Annotated in this window: 13 protein-coding genes and 1 pseudogene; 6 read left to right on the forward strand and 8 right to left on the reverse strand. The window is 60.4% G+C overall.

Annotated features, from left to right (window positions below; all coding sequences use genetic code 11):
- Positions 1–236 precede the first annotated feature (236 nt).
- From antA to PMI29_RS25130, 4 genes are read left to right on the forward strand one after another with little or no spacing between them, the layout of a single operon-like run.
- On the forward strand, positions 237–1628 hold the full coding sequence (gene antA / locus PMI29_RS25145; RefSeq protein ID WP_007989003.1) for an anthranilate 1,2-dioxygenase large subunit: 1392 nt from the start codon (positions 237–239) through the stop codon (positions 1626–1628).
- Positions 1628–2119: an anthranilate 1,2-dioxygenase small subunit gene (gene antB, locus PMI29_RS25140; protein ID WP_007994568.1), complete on the forward strand. Its 492-nt coding sequence runs from the start codon at positions 1628–1630 to the stop codon at positions 2117–2119. The genes antA and antB overlap by 1 nt, the downstream gene beginning before the upstream one ends.
- Before the next feature lie 18 nt (positions 2120–2137).
- Positions 2138–3157: an anthranilate 1,2-dioxygenase electron transfer component AntC gene (gene antC / locus PMI29_RS25135; protein WP_007994570.1), complete on the forward strand. Its 1020-nt coding sequence runs from the start codon at positions 2138–2140 to the stop codon at positions 3155–3157.
- 43 nt (positions 3158–3200) lie between these two features.
- Entirely contained in the window at positions 3201–4604 is a 1404-nt protein-coding gene (locus PMI29_RS25130; protein WP_007994572.1) for an amino acid permease, read from the forward strand.
- Between the two features lie 63 nt (positions 4605–4667).
- Here PMI29_RS25130 and kynA read toward each other — a convergent pair whose 3' ends face one another.
- The gene (gene kynA, locus PMI29_RS25125) at positions 4668–5522 is read right to left on the reverse strand and encodes a tryptophan 2,3-dioxygenase (protein ID WP_007988995.1); all 855 of its coding nucleotides are present in this window, start codon (positions 5520–5522) and stop codon (positions 4668–4670) included.
- The gene (gene kynB, locus PMI29_RS25120) at positions 5519–6184 is read right to left on the reverse strand and encodes an arylformamidase (protein ID WP_007994574.1); all 666 of its coding nucleotides are present in this window, start codon (positions 6182–6184) and stop codon (positions 5519–5521) included. Before kynB ends, kynA begins: the two co-directional genes overlap by 4 nt.
- A gap of 264 nt (positions 6185–6448) precedes the next feature.
- On the opposite strand from kynB, the pseudogene PMI29_RS0129850 reads away from it, so the two are divergent.
- Positions 6449–6793, forward strand: a pseudogene (locus PMI29_RS0129850) (cupin domain-containing protein).
- 171 nt (positions 6794–6964) lie between these two features.
- Here PMI29_RS0129850 and mmsB read toward each other — a convergent pair.
- Positions 6965–7852, reverse strand: coding sequence for a 3-hydroxyisobutyrate dehydrogenase (mmsB, locus tag PMI29_RS25115; RefSeq protein ID WP_007994580.1), 888 nt, complete (start codon positions 7850–7852; stop codon positions 6965–6967).
- A gap of 10 nt (positions 7853–7862) precedes the next feature.
- Positions 7863–9389, reverse strand: a complete 1527-nt coding sequence (locus PMI29_RS25110; RefSeq protein WP_007994581.1) for a CoA-acylating methylmalonate-semialdehyde dehydrogenase — start codon at positions 9387–9389, stop codon at positions 7863–7865.
- Between the two features lie 149 nt (positions 9390–9538).
- Between PMI29_RS25110 and PMI29_RS25105 the strand changes: the two genes are divergently transcribed.
- A complete protein-coding gene (locus tag PMI29_RS25105) occupies positions 9539–10486 on the forward strand; it encodes a LysR family transcriptional regulator (RefSeq protein WP_007994583.1) in 948 nt (315 codons plus the stop codon).
- On the opposite strand, the gene PMI29_RS25100 is transcribed toward PMI29_RS25105, so the two are convergent.
- The 4 genes from PMI29_RS25100 to PMI29_RS25085 form a co-directional block, all read right to left on the reverse strand.
- Positions 10483–10947, reverse strand: coding sequence for an OmpA family protein (locus PMI29_RS25100; protein WP_050548060.1), 465 nt, complete (start codon positions 10945–10947; stop codon positions 10483–10485). The two genes, PMI29_RS25105 and PMI29_RS25100, sit on opposite strands and share 4 nt — an antisense overlap.
- Before the next feature lie 44 nt (positions 10948–10991).
- Positions 10992–12260, reverse strand: coding sequence for a diguanylate cyclase domain-containing protein (locus PMI29_RS25095; protein WP_007994585.1), 1269 nt, complete (start codon positions 12258–12260; stop codon positions 10992–10994).
- The gene (locus PMI29_RS25090) at positions 12257–12832 is read right to left on the reverse strand and encodes a YfiR family protein (RefSeq protein ID WP_007994586.1); all 576 of its coding nucleotides are present in this window, start codon (positions 12830–12832) and stop codon (positions 12257–12259) included. The genes PMI29_RS25095 and PMI29_RS25090 overlap by 4 nt, the downstream gene beginning before the upstream one ends.
- A 119-nt stretch (positions 12833–12951) precedes the next feature.
- Positions 12952–13921: ATP-binding domain-containing protein (locus PMI29_RS25085; RefSeq protein WP_007994588.1), on the reverse strand; the 970-nt coding region annotated here is incomplete at its 5' end.

A 13921-nucleotide genomic window follows, 5' to 3' on the forward strand; every position in this document is an offset into this window, starting at 1 on the left:
AATCGCTATCAAACCGCATTCGACGCTGGACAAAACAGTACCTGATTGCTGCAAACAGGGGCAGCCGTTCATCGCCTGGTGCGCCGTTTGAGTCGTCGCTGCCCAGCCTGATACCGGGTGGGTGTTACCGCACCAATTTTATGGACTGCCTTCGCCGACTAACCGGATAGACCCCTACCCGCCCTGCCCTCTCTAATGAGCCCACGATTAGCCCCAATAAAAACAGGTACACACCCATGAGTGGCGAAAAAAACGTCGAGCAGTGGAAAGCGTTTATCGAAGGCTGCCTGGATTTCCGTCCGGTAGAGGGCGTGTTCCGCATCGCCCGGGACATTTTCACCGAGCCGCAGTTGTTCGATCTGGAGATGGAACTGATCTTCGAGAAGAACTGGATCTACGCCTGCCACGAAAGCGAGCTGGCCAACAATCACGACTTCGTCACCATGCGCGCCGGCCGTCAGCCGATGATCATCACCCGCGACGGTGAAGGAAAACTCAACGCCCTGATCAACGCCTGCCAGCATCGCGGCACAACCCTGACCCGCGTCGGCAAGGGCAACCAGTCGACCTTCACTTGCCCGTTCCACGCCTGGTGCTACAAAAGCGACGGCCGCCTGGTGAAGGTCAAGGCGCCCGGCGAGTACCCGGAAGGTTTCGACAAGGCCACCCGGGGCCTGAAAAAGGCCCGTATCGAGAGCTACAAGGGCTTCGTGTTCATCAGCCTCGACGTACACGCCGACAACAGCCTCGAAGACTTCCTCGGCGACGCCAAGGTGTTCTTCGACATGATGGTTGCCCAGTCACCAACCGGTGAGCTGGAAGTGCTGCCCGGCAAGTCGGCCTACACCTACGACGGCAACTGGAAACTGCAGAACGAAAACGGCCTCGACGGCTACCACGTCAGCACTGTTCACTATAACTACGTGGCCACGGTGCAACACCGCCAGCAGGTCAACAGCGAGAACGGCACCAGCAGCGGCAGTACCCTCGACTACAGCAAACTCGGTGCCGGCGACGCCAATACCGATGACGGCTGGTTCGCCTTCAACAATGGTCATAGCGTGTTATTCAGCGACATGCCGAACCCGACGGTGCGCTCCGGCTACGCGACGATCATGCCGCGCCTGGTCGAAGAACACGGCCAGCAAAAAGCCGAATGGATGATGCATCGCCTGCGCAACCTGAACATCTATCCAAGCCTGTTTTTCCTCGATCAGATCAGCTCGCAGCTGCGCATCATCCGCCCGGTGGCCTGGAACAAGACCGAGATCATCAGCCAGTGCCTGGGGGTGAAAAACGAGTCGGACGCCGACCGCGAAAACCGCATTCGCCAGTTCGAGGATTTCTTCAACGTCTCGGGCCTGGGTACACCGGATGACCTGGTGGAGTTCCGTGAAGCCCAACGCGGTTTCCAGGCGCGCCTGGAGCGCTGGAGCGACATTTCCCGAGGCAGTCACCAATGGGCCACCGGCGCCACGCCCAACAGCGAAGCGATCGGCATTGCCCCGGCCATGACCGGCACTGAATTCACCCACGAAGGGCTGTACGTCAACCAGCACAGCAACTGGCAGAAATTCCTGCTCGATGGCCTGGACGCGAAATCCCTGAAACTCCGTGAGGTGCAATGATGAATGCGCAATTGAAGTACCAGATCGAACAGTTTTTCTATCGCAAATCCGAACTGTGTGACGCCCAGGATTGGGACGCCTATATCCAGTTGTTCGACGAACAGAGTGAGTTCCACCTGCCGCAATGGGACTCGGAACACGTCTACACCCGCGACCCAAAACGCGAAATGTCGCTGATCTACTACCCCAACCGTTCCGGCCTGGAAGACCGCGTGTTCCGTCTGCGCACGGGCAAGTCCGCGTCTTCGACGCCGATGCCGCGCACCTTGCATTTGATCAACAACGTGCAGATCGGCGAACTGGAGAGCGGCGAACTGGAGGTGCGCCTGAACTGGCACACCTTGTTCTATCGACTGGCCACGGCCGAGCAGTTCTTTGGCCGTGCGACCTATCATCTCAAGCCTCATGCCGACAGCTGGCTGATCAGCCGCAAGCATGTGCTGCTGCTCAACGACACCATCAACTCGGTACTCGACTTCTACCACCTCTGAACCCATGGAGACCGAGGCATGAATCACAAAGTAGCGTTCAGCTTTGCCGACGGCAAAACCCTGTTCTTTCCGGTACAGCCCAATGAAATCCTGCTCGACGCCGCCCTGCGCAACGGCATCAACATTCCCCTGGATTGCCGCGAAGGCGTCTGCGGAACCTGTCAGGGTCGCTGTGAATCGGGCGACTACAGCCAGGATTACGTGGACGAGGAAGCGCTCTCGAGCCTGGACCTGCAGCAGCGCAAGATGCTCACCTGCCAGACCCGAGTGAAGTCCGACGCGGCGTTCTATTTCGACTTCGCCTCCAGCCTGTGCAACGCCTCGGGTCCTGAACAACTGAGCGCAACGGTGACTGACGTCAGGCAGATTTCAGCCGGCACCGCGATCCTGCACCTGGATCTCGGTACGACGACCCCACTGGATTTTCTACCGGGGCAATACGCCCGGTTGTCGATTCCGGGGACCGAAAGCAAGCGTTCCTACTCGTTTGCCAATCGGCCGAGTGAACACAATCAACTGCAATTTCTGATTCGCCTGTTACCCGACGGGGTGATGAGCAACTACATCCGTGAACGCTGCCGGGTGGGCGACGAAATCATGCTGGAGGCCCCCCTGGGTGCGTTCTATCTGCGGCATGTGGCCAAACCGCTGATTCTGGTGGCGGGCGGAACCGGGCTGTCGGCACTGCTGGGCATGCTCGACGACCTGGCCGAACGCGGTTGCGCGCAGCCGGTGCACCTGTACTACGGCGTGCGCGACGCTGCCGATCTGTGCGAACGCACACGGATCGAGGCCTATGCCGAACGCCTTCCGGGGTTTCGCTACACCGAAGTCGTCAGCGATCCATCGCCACAGTGGACGGGCAAGCGCGGCTACATTGCCGAGCATTTCGACATCAGTGAACTGCGCGACGCGCCGGTCGACATGTACGTCTGCGGTCCACCGCCGATGGTCGAGTCGATCAAGGACTGGTTGCAGACCCAGGCACTGGACAGCATTCACCTGTACTACGAAAAGTTCACCGAGAGTAATATCTGATCTTTCAAATCAGGCCTGACAACAATAACCAGAAGGGAACGAGATGGCGGATGAAATCTTGCAACAGGGAACGCTCAAGCGGGGGTTGAAAAATCGCCATATTCAACTGATCGCCCTGGGCGGGGCTATTGGCACCGGGCTGTTCCTCGGCTCTGCAGGCGTGCTCAAGTCGGCCGGCCCGTCGATGATCCTCGGTTATGCGATTGCCGGGTTCATCGCCTTCCTGATCATGCGCCAGTTGGGCGAGATGATTGTCGAGGAGCCGGTGGCCGGTTCGTTCAGTCACTTCGCCCACAAGTACTGGAGCGGTTATGCCGGCTTCCTGTCCGGCTGGAATTACTGGGTGCTGTACGTGCTGGTGGGCATGGCCGAGCTGACGGCCGTCGGCAAGTACGTGCAGTTCTGGTGGCCGGAGATCCCGACCTGGGTCAGCGCCGCGGTGTTCTTCGTCCTGGTCAACCTGATCAACACGATGAACGTCAAAGTCTTCGGCGAAATGGAGTTCTGGTTCGCGATCATCAAGGTCGTGGCAATCATCGGCATGATCGTCCTGGGCTGCTACATGCTGTTCAGCGGCACCGGCGGCCCACAGGCGTCGGTCAGCAACCTGTGGAGCCACGGCGGTTTCTTCCCCAATGGCACCACCGGCTTGCTGATGTCGATGGCGTTCATCATGTTCTCCTTCGGCGGCCTGGAACTGGTCGGCATCACCGCCGCTGAAGCCAGCGAGCCGAGGAAGGTGATTCCCAAGGCGATCAACCAGGTGGTTTATCGCGTGTTGATCTTCTACGTCGGCGCACTCACCGTGCTGCTGTCGCTGTACCCCTGGGATCAACTGCTGCAGACCCTCGGCGCGTCCGGCGATGCCTACAGCGGCAGCCCGTTCGTACAGATCTTCTCGCTGATCGGCAGCGACACCGCCGCGCACATCCTCAACTTCGTGGTGCTCACCGCGGCGCTCTCGGTCTACAACAGCGGCGTCTACTGCAACAGCCGCATGCTCTACGGCCTTGCCGAACAGGGCGACGCACCGAAGTCGCTGATGAAACTGAACAAACAGGGCGTGCCACTGCGGGCGCTGGGCATCTCGGCGCTGATCACCATGCTGTCCGTGCTGGTCAACTACCTGGCGCCCCATGAAGCGCTGGAATTGCTGTTCGCCCTGGTAGTCGCCTCGTTGATGATCAACTGGACGCTGATCAGCCTGACCCACCTGAAGTTTCGCAAGATCATGGGCCAGCAAGGCATCGTGCCAGGCTTCAAGTCGTTCTGGTTTCCCTACAGCAACTACCTGTGCCTGGCGTTCATGGCCATGATCATCTGCGTGATGTGGATGATTCCGGGCATACGCGCCTCGGTCATCGCCATCCCGGTGTGGGTGGCGATCATCTACCTGTTCTACCGGATACGTATGGCGCGGGATCGCGCCTTGCCAGTCGCTCAATAATCCTGCGTGCAACAAAAAGCCCCGGCATTCATTGAATGCCGGGGCTTTTTAATGCCTGTCAGGTCAAAGGGTCGAACGCACCCGCCACAACTCCGGGAACAGTACGGTATCGAGCATCTTGCGCAGATAACCCACCCCTTCAGTGCCGCCAGTGCCGGGTTGGAAGCCGATGATCCGCTCGACCGTGGTGACATGGCGGAAGCGCCACTGGCGGAACGAGTCTTCGAGATCGATGAATTTCTCGGCCAGTTGATAGAGATCCCAATAACGCGACGGATCCTTGTAGACCACACGCCAGGCCGCTTCGACCGAGGCGTCATGCTGCGTCGGGGCGGTCGGATCATGCTCGAAACGCTGCGGGTCGATCGCCAGGCCGGCGCTGGCCATCAAGCGAATGGCTTCGTCATACAGCGAAGGGGTGGCGATGGCTTTTTCGAGCTCCTGCAACAGCTCCGGCCGATGGGCGTGGGGGCGCAATAGCGTCGCGCTCTTGTTGCCCAGGATGAACTCGATTTCACGGTACTGAAACGACTGGAAGCCCGACGATTGCCCCAGGAAAGGCCTGATCGAGTGGTACTCGGTGGGCGTCATGGTGGCCAGCACCGTCCACGCATGCACCAGCTGATCAAAGATCCGCGAGACCCGCGCCAGCATCTTGAAGGCCGGCGGCAACTCACCCAGCCGAACGTGTTCGCGGGCGGCCTTGAGCTCGTGCAGCATCAGCTTCATCCACAGCTCGGAGGTCTGGTGCTGGATGATGAACAGCATCTCGTTGTGGTCCGGCGACAACGGGTGCTGGGCACTGAGGATACGCCCCAGGTCCAGGTAGTCGCCGTAGCTCATGGAGTCGGAAAAATTCAGCTCGGCGTTATGCCATTCCTCTGTCTGATTGGCAGGCGAATACGGACATTGGCTCATTGAGCAGGCTCCTCATGTGGCGGTGAATTCAGTGGACGCAATATGGCCCGGACCGGGCTGGCATCGAGATTGGCAAAACGTAACGGCAGCGCGATCAGTTCATAATCGCCTTCGGGGACTTCATCGAGCACGATGCCTTCGAGAATGGCCATGCCGTGATGCGCCACCGCGTTGTGCGAATCCATGGTCTTGGATTGCTGCGGGTCCAGCGACGGCGTATCGATGCCGATCAGCCGCACGCCGAGGCTGGCCAGCAGATCGACGGTTTCTTTGGCGACGGCGGTGAAATTCGGGTCCCAGGTGGTCAGCGGTGCGTTTCGATAAGTACGCAGCAGGACGCGCTCAGGGAGATGGTCCAGGCGCCCCCGCAGTTGCTCCGGCTGCACCAGTTGGCTGCTGTCCAGGCAATGCAACACCCGGCAAGGCCCGATATAGACGTCCAGCGACACTTCGCCAATGGCCTTGCCATCCGCGCTGTAGTGCAGTGGCGCGTCGACATGGGCGCCGGTGTGCGGCGACAGCGTGATGCGCCCGACATTCACAGGGCACTCGGGCCCCAAGCTCCAGACGCGTTCTTCCTGAAACGGCGTATCACCCGGCCAGGTCGGGGTTGCGGTACTCAGGGGCGGGCTGATGTCCCACCACGACATTGTTTTTTTCATAGCAAAGCTCTCGGCCTTTTCCGAAGTGAATGATACGAGTGATACCAGTGCATGTTCTTGCGAAAACTTTCGGTAATGCTCGGGTCTTTCGCAGAAACCGCCGGAAATCGATCAATTATCGAGGGTAAATTTCAACCGCCTTGGGTAACGCGGCCAAGCAATGGCCGCTGCGTTTCTGGATACATCAATGTCGAGCACAGACAACTGATGCCCGGCCAGGCCCTATAGGTGCGACTTCAGCTCTCCCTCATGCCCGGAGTCATCATGACCGCACCGATTACCGTTCTTCGCGACACCCACCCGCTGCCCGTACTCGACGCCTGCAAATGGGAAAAACTCGAAGGCGACCCGCACACCGTCAACCTCAACGCCTACACCAGTGAAGACGGCAGCAAGATCATGGGCACCTGGATCTGCACGCCGGGCAAGTAGTACGTGGAATACGTGAAGTGGGAATACTGCCACTTCCAGGAAGGCTACTGCATCATCACGCCGGAAGGCATGGCGCCGATCCACCTGCGCGCCGGCGATATTTTCGTCATCGAGCCCGGGATGAAAGGGACGTGGGAAGTGGTGGAAACCGTGCGCAAATATTTCGTGTTTGCCTGATATAAAAAACCGGGGGATCACCCGACGTGATCTCCCGGTAAATATCTTTGAGTACATGCAACCCCTGTGGGAGCGAGCTTGCTCGCGATGACGGCAGTAGCTTCAACAATGAAGTGACTGACCGTCCGCTATCGCGAGCAAGCTCGCTCCCACAGGTTTTCCACCGCCCTTCTATTGCGGTTTGCGATAGCTGTTGATGATCGCCGAGAAGTCGTTGCCGCCTTCCCCACGCAAACTCATCGCCTGATACAGCTGCTGGGCCACCGCGCCGAGCACCACGGGCTGATGCGCCTGACGCGCCGCTTCAGTGGCCAGCCCCAGATCCTTGAGCATCAGTTCAGCCCCGAAACCGCCGGTATAACCGCGCGACGCCGGCGCCGTTTCGACGATGCCCGGCCACGGGTTGTACATCTCCGAACTCCAGCAACGCCCGGTAGAGCTGTTGATGATGCCCGCCAACACCTTGGTGTCGATGCCCAGGGCATCGCCCAGCGCCATGGCTTCGCTGACGCCGACCATGGAAATCCCCAGCAGCAGGTTGTTGCAGATTTTAGCGATTTGCCCGGTGCCGACCTCACCACAATGGACGATGTTGCGGCCCATTTGTGCCAGTACCGGTTGCAGGGTGGCGAACAGTTCAGGGGTGGCGCCGACCATGAAGGTCAGCGTCCCGGCGGCTGCACCACCGGTACCGCCAGAGACCGGTGCATCGGCCATGGCCACGTCCTGTTTGGCGGCGGCAGCGGCTACGTCCCGCGCGGTCTGCGGATCGATGGTGCTGCAATCCACGGCCGGTACACCTTTACCGATACCGGCGAGCACGCCGTCTTCACCCAGCCACACACTGCGCACATGCACCGCGGCAGGCAGCATGGTGATGACCAGTTCGGCGCCCTCTGCCGCTTCGCGGGCCGATGCGCTGATACTGCCGCCTAGTTGCTCCAGCTCCGCCAACACGGCTTTGTTCAGGTCCACCAGGCGCAGTGCATGGCCGGCCTTGATCAGGTTGCGCGCCATCGGCGCGCCCATGTTGCCCAGACCGATAAAAGCAATTTTCATGTCCGGCTCCTTAACGCAGGTTGATCGTGGTGTTCACACCGTCGTTGACGCTGTCGTCATCGAACCAGCGGCTGGTGACGGTCTTGGTCTGAGTGTAGAACTGCACCACTTGCTTGCCATACGGGCCGAGGTCGCCGAGTTTGGAACCACGGGAACCGGTGAAGCTGAAGAACGGCACCGGCACCGGGATCGGGATGTTGATACCGACCTGGCCGACATCGATCTCGTTCTGGAACTTACGCGCCGCCGCACCGCTCTGGGTGAACAGGCCTGTGCCGTTGCCGAACGGGTTGGCGTTGACCAGGGCGATGGCCTCATCGAGAGTGGCGACTTCCAGCACCACCAGCACCGGGCCGAAGATTTCTTGGGTGTAGATCTGCATGTCGGTGGTCACGCCGGAGAACAGAGTCGGGCCGACGAAGTTACCCTTCTCGTAACCGGGAACCGAGATCTCGCGACCGTCCAGCTCCAGTTTGGCGCCTTCCTTGATGCCGCTTTCGATCAGATCGAGAATCCGTGCCTTGGCTTTTTTCGAGATCACCGGACCCACATCGGTGCCCGGCTCGCTGCCGGCATTGACCTTGAGTTTTTGCGCCAGCGCCTTGAGATCCGGCAGCCATTGCTTGGCCGCGCCCACCAGCACCACCACAGAAGTAGCCATGCAACGTTGACCGGCAGCACCGAAGCCGGCACCCACCAACGCATTCAATGCTTGTTCGCGATTGGCGTCCGGCAGCACCACGGCGTGGTTCTTGGCGCCCATCATCGATTGCACACGCTTGCCGTGTTTGCCCGCCAGGTCATAGACGTGGGTACCGACAGCGGTCGAACCGACGAAGGAAACTGCCTTGATGTCCTTGTGGGTGCAGAGCGCGTCCACCACGTCCTTGCCGCCATGCACGACGTTGAGCACGCCAGCCGGAATACCCGCCTCGATCGCCAGCTCCACCAGGAGCATGGTCGACATCGGGTCCTGTTCCGACGGTTTGAGCACGAAGGTGTTGCCGCAGGCGATAGCCATCGGGAACATCCACAGCGGGATCATTGCCGGGAAGTTGAACGGGGTGATGCCCGCGCACACGCCGATCGGCTGGCGCAGGGTGTAGGTGTCGACGCCACCGGCGACGTTTTCAGCGAATTCGCCCATTTGCAGGCTGCCGATGGAACAGGCGTGCTCGACCACTTCCAGGCCACGGAAAATATCGCCTTCGGCGTCGGCAATGGTCTTGCCCTGCTCGGCGCTCAGGACCGCGGCGATGCGCTTGGAGTGCTCGCGAATCAGCGCCTGGAGCTTGAGCATGATGCGCATCCGCGCGCCGATTGGCGTCAGCTTCCAGGTCTGGAAAGCACGATGAGCGGCGCTGATGGCGGCGTCGACTTCTTCTGCGGTGGCAAACGGCACTTTGGCCAGCACTTGCTGGGTCGCCGGGTTGACGATGTCGTGCCATTCGGTGGACTTGGACTCGACCCACTGGCCGTCGATCAACAGTTTGACCTTCTGCACGGTGGTTTCGTTAGGCGTGAGCGATACGTTCATGTGGGTCTCCGGATGTTTATTTTTATCTGGGAGCCAAGGCGAAAAAGTCGCCTTGAGATGAGGCGTGTGCCGCGAAATGGTTAACGGGCTGTTTTTGGAGTATAGATGTGCAAACTTCTAATAAGAACGCACATAAAAACCGGTCCAACATGCAAAAAAACATTACCTCCCTCGGTTCGTTGAACTGGGATGACCTCAAGTTTTTCCTTGAAGTCGCCCGCACACGCAAAGCCAGCACTGCGGCCAAGCGCCTGGCGGTGGACTACACCACGGTGTCGCGGCGCATCAGCTCCCTGGAAACGGCGTTGGGCACCTTGCTGTTCGAGAAATCCCGGACCAACGGCTTTGTCCTGACCGCCGAAGGCCAGCGGTTGATGGGGTATGCCGAATCGATCGAAAGCACCTTGCACATGGCGTGCGAGCAGGTTTCCGGGTCCGGCGTGGCGCTGTCCGGCCATGTGCGCATGGGCTGCACCGAAGGTTTCGGCAGCTTTTTCATCACGCCGCAGCTGAGCCACTTCGTCGACACCTATCCGGCCATTTCGGTGGATATCCTGCCGCTGCCGCACTTCATCAGCCTGTCCAAGCGCGAGGCCGACATCGTCATCGCCCTGGAGCGTCCGGAGCATGGCCCGTACGTCTGCTGCAAGCTGTGCGACTACCGGTTACAGCTGTACGCGACCCAGGATTATCTGGACAACCACCCGCCGATCCGCCGCCCGGCAGACTTGGCGAAACATTCGTTTATCAGTTATGTCGACGACCTGGCGTTCAGCTCGGAGCTGCTGTACCTGGCCAACGTGCTGCCGGGCGCCAGTGCCAATCTGCGCAGCACCAGCGTGATCGCGCAGTTCGTGGCGGCGCAGCAGGGGCGTTCACTGGCAATCCTGCCGTGCTTCCTCGCCACTCAGGACCCTCGCCTGCTGCCGGTGTTGCCGCAGGAAATCAACATCACTCGACAGTTCTGGATGTACTGCCGCGAAGACCTGAGGAAGCTCAAGCGGATCACCCTGTTGTGGGATTACATCCGCCAGGTCACCGAGCAGAATCAGGGCCTGCTGATGGGCGAAAGCCGGGAGATGTTGTTTGCCGATTAGTCGGAGCTGACGACGATTGCGACCCGGCGATTCTCGGTGCGGCCACTGGAGGTGCTGTTGGTGGCCACCGGTACGCTGCTGCCCAGGCCGCGTAACTGGATATTTTCCGGCTTCATGCCGACCGTGTTGAGAACCCTGGCCACGCTTTTCGCCCGGCGCACGGACAGTTGCTCGTTGTAAGCCTCTTTGCCCGATGCGTCGGTGTGACCATCGACCCGCACTCCCTCGATACCCACACCGAGCAGCGCCTTGCCGATGCGCTCGACGATCTCGGTGCTCTGCTTGTTCAGGCTGTCATCGTCGCTGCCGAACAACACCTTGCCGGACAAACCGAAGGCCCAGCCATCGTCGGTCAGTTCGAACCCTTGCTGTTTCAGCACGGCGATTTGCGCCGGGGTCAGGCCTTTTGGCGGGGTGGTCTGGCAACCGGCCAGGCTCAGCAAGGCCACGAGCAAAGTCATGGTGAAAAAACGCAGGGAACGCGGGTTGAAAATGAACACGGAAATCAGCTCCTGTTTTGAACATCGGCGGCAGGGTGATCCGACCCTGCCGTGTACTGTGCGCCTCGGGACAGGCGCTTGGCCTGGTACATCGCCCCATCGGCGGCATTGAGCAGGGCACCCGGCGTTGCGCCATGATCCGGGTACACCGCGACGCCGATACTGAGTGAGGTCAATACCTGGGTGCTGCCCGGCAATGGAATAGGCATGTCCATGCTGGCCAGAATCTTGTCGGCAATCCGTTCGGCGTCTTCGGTCTTGTGCAGCGGTGTCAGCAGCACGGCAAACTCATCGCCACCCAACCGCGCCACCAGGTCTCCTTCCCGCAGTTGAGCGCGTACCCGGTTGGCCACGGCCACCAACACCGCATCCCCCGCCGCATGGCCGAAACTGTCGTTGATCTCCTTGAAGCGATCGCTGTCGAGAAACAACACCGCCACTCGCTCGCCGAGCTTGTTGGCGTTGCGCAGCGCACGCATCAGGCGACCTTCGAAAAACGCCCGGTTGGGCAATCCGGTGAGGCTGTCGTGACTGGCCTGGTGAGCCAGGGATTCGTTTTCGCTTTGCAGGTGCGATTGCCAGGCTTCGAGTTCATCGAGCAGGGCATTGAAGTCGTTGCCGAAATCGTCGAGCTCGGCAATGTCGGCGGGCGGCACGCGCTTGTCGAAGGCCCGTTCACTGCGCGCGGCGTGGGCGACGGTGGCCAGGTTGCGCAGGGGCTTGATGATCCCGCGAAGTTGTCGGCGTGCCAAAAAGAGCGCAACCCAGGCACTCACGGCCGTGCACAAGACGATACCCATCAGGCCGCTGAGCAAAAAGCGCATCAGGCTGGCGCCATGACCGGTGAGCCTGATGCTGCCGATTTCCCGCCCTTGATGCAGGATCGGCATGCTCATCGGTTCTTCGAGAAACGCTTTGGCGATGCGCAGTTCGAGATCGGAGCCCCATCCGGTTTCCGGTCGTTGCCAACGGGCCAGCAACTGCCCCTGCCGGTCGAACACCTGGGCGTCGGCCACTTCTTCGGTGGACGCAATCAACGCCAGCGCCTCGGTGGCAGCGGGTTTGTCGTTGAACACCACCGCGGCTTCCACGGTGTAGGTGATCGAGCGTGCGATCAGGTGCAGGTTGTGATCCGCGTACACACGCAAAGCCAGCACGCCGAGCAACGTCAGCGAAACACTGGCCATGGCGACGCCCACCAGCGCGACGAGCAAGTTGCCACGACCGATGACCGAATGCAAAGTCGGGCGACTGCCCGGAGTCAGTAGATTCATGACGCCGCCGGCTTGCGGCGGGAGAGTTGCAGCACACTCGGATGGATGCGTACACCGCTACGAGCGACGGAGTCGAGATTGACCTCGAACGACACCTGCTCGTCGCTGACCCGCAAGCAAAACAAGCTGCCAACAGTGCACTGCTCGTCACTCTCGCTAATGCTCAACACCGGATGCCCGATCAACGCGGCAAACAATCGGCTGCGTTGTTCGCCGGTCAGCTTGCCGATGTAAACCGCATCGCAGTCACTGACAATCGAAGGATTGTCGGCCAGCAAGCGTTGCACCGTGACAGGTCGACCGGTCGCCTGGGTCGTGCCTTTGACCAGGTCGTCGGTGTATTCGGTAGGGCCAACCAGGCACAGGCGCAGCAGCTTTGGCTCAACGGGCCAGCGGGCATAGCTGAGGATGCCGAGGACCACCTGGGTTACCGCTTTGGCGCGTTGGTCCGCCATGCCCACCGGGGCTTGCGATTGAGCGAAAACGACGCTGGCCAGCAGACAAAGAAGGATGGCAAGCAGCGCTTTCTTACAGCCAACGACGCGCTCTGTCGTCCTGACAGCCACCTTCATGCCGGGATACTCTTTGACCGAAGCGAAATGATGCCGCAACGATAGCACAGCGAGGAAATGCCAGCGAGGCCACGTACTACGCCACTTCGGACAATTTCCTACAATCGCTCACTGACCTTTCAGTCTGTCGGCTCGCTGCCGTCCTTCAGCTCCAGCATCAGCCCGCTCAAGCGCTTGACCCTGCGTTTCACCGCCTCTTCAAACACGCCTGCACGCGACTCGATCAAGGTGAACCAGTTCTTGGCCCGGGTGATCCCGGTGTAGATCAGTTCCTTGGTCAGCACAGGGTTCAAGGCGTCGGGGAGGATCAACGCGGTGTGGGCAAATTCCGAGCCCTGGGATTTATGCACGGTCATGGCGTACACGGTTTCGACATCATTGAGCCGGCTCGGCAGGACAAAGCGCACGCCACCCTGGCCGTCATTGCGCGGGAAGGCGACACGCAGAACCTGCTTGCCGGCCTCGGGGCCCTCACGCTCCGGAAGCTTGAGGGCGATGCCGATATCGCCGTTCATCAAACCCAGGCCGTAATCGTTGCGGGTCATCAGCACGGGGCGACCTTCGTACCACTGCTGGTCACTGTCGATCAGGCGTGCCCTTAGCAAGGCGTCCGTCACTCGCTGGTTCAAGCCCTCCACACCCCACGGCCCCTTGCGCACGGCACATAACAACTGGAACGCGTCGAAGGCTTGCAACACCTCCCGGGCCCAGTCGGTCCAGCGTGAATCTTCCAGCGGACTATCGAGCGCCGGGCGCTGATTGCGCAGCAGGCTCAAGTAGTGCCGATAACCCTGCGGCCCTTCACCGTGGCCTTCGAGCAGCAAGCGTTCCAGAGCCCGGTCCTGCTCCCCCTTGAGGGACAAGGAATACACGTCGTCATGGCTTCGCGCAGACAACAACTTGCGTGCTTCTTCGGGTTGCTGCTGGTTGACCCAACGAGCCAGTTGGCCAATACCGCTGCCTTCACCGAATCGCCGGGAATGGCGCAACATCACAACCTGTTGAGCCAATGGATGAGCACCCTGCACGTCCTCCTGCAGTCCGCTGGCCTGCAGGCTTTCGCCACTGACGGCTTCCAGCCACTGGCGC

It is taken from the genome of Pseudomonas sp. GM49, from assembly GCF_000282355.1.
GTDB lineage: Bacteria > Pseudomonadota > Gammaproteobacteria > Pseudomonadales > Pseudomonadaceae > Aquipseudomonas.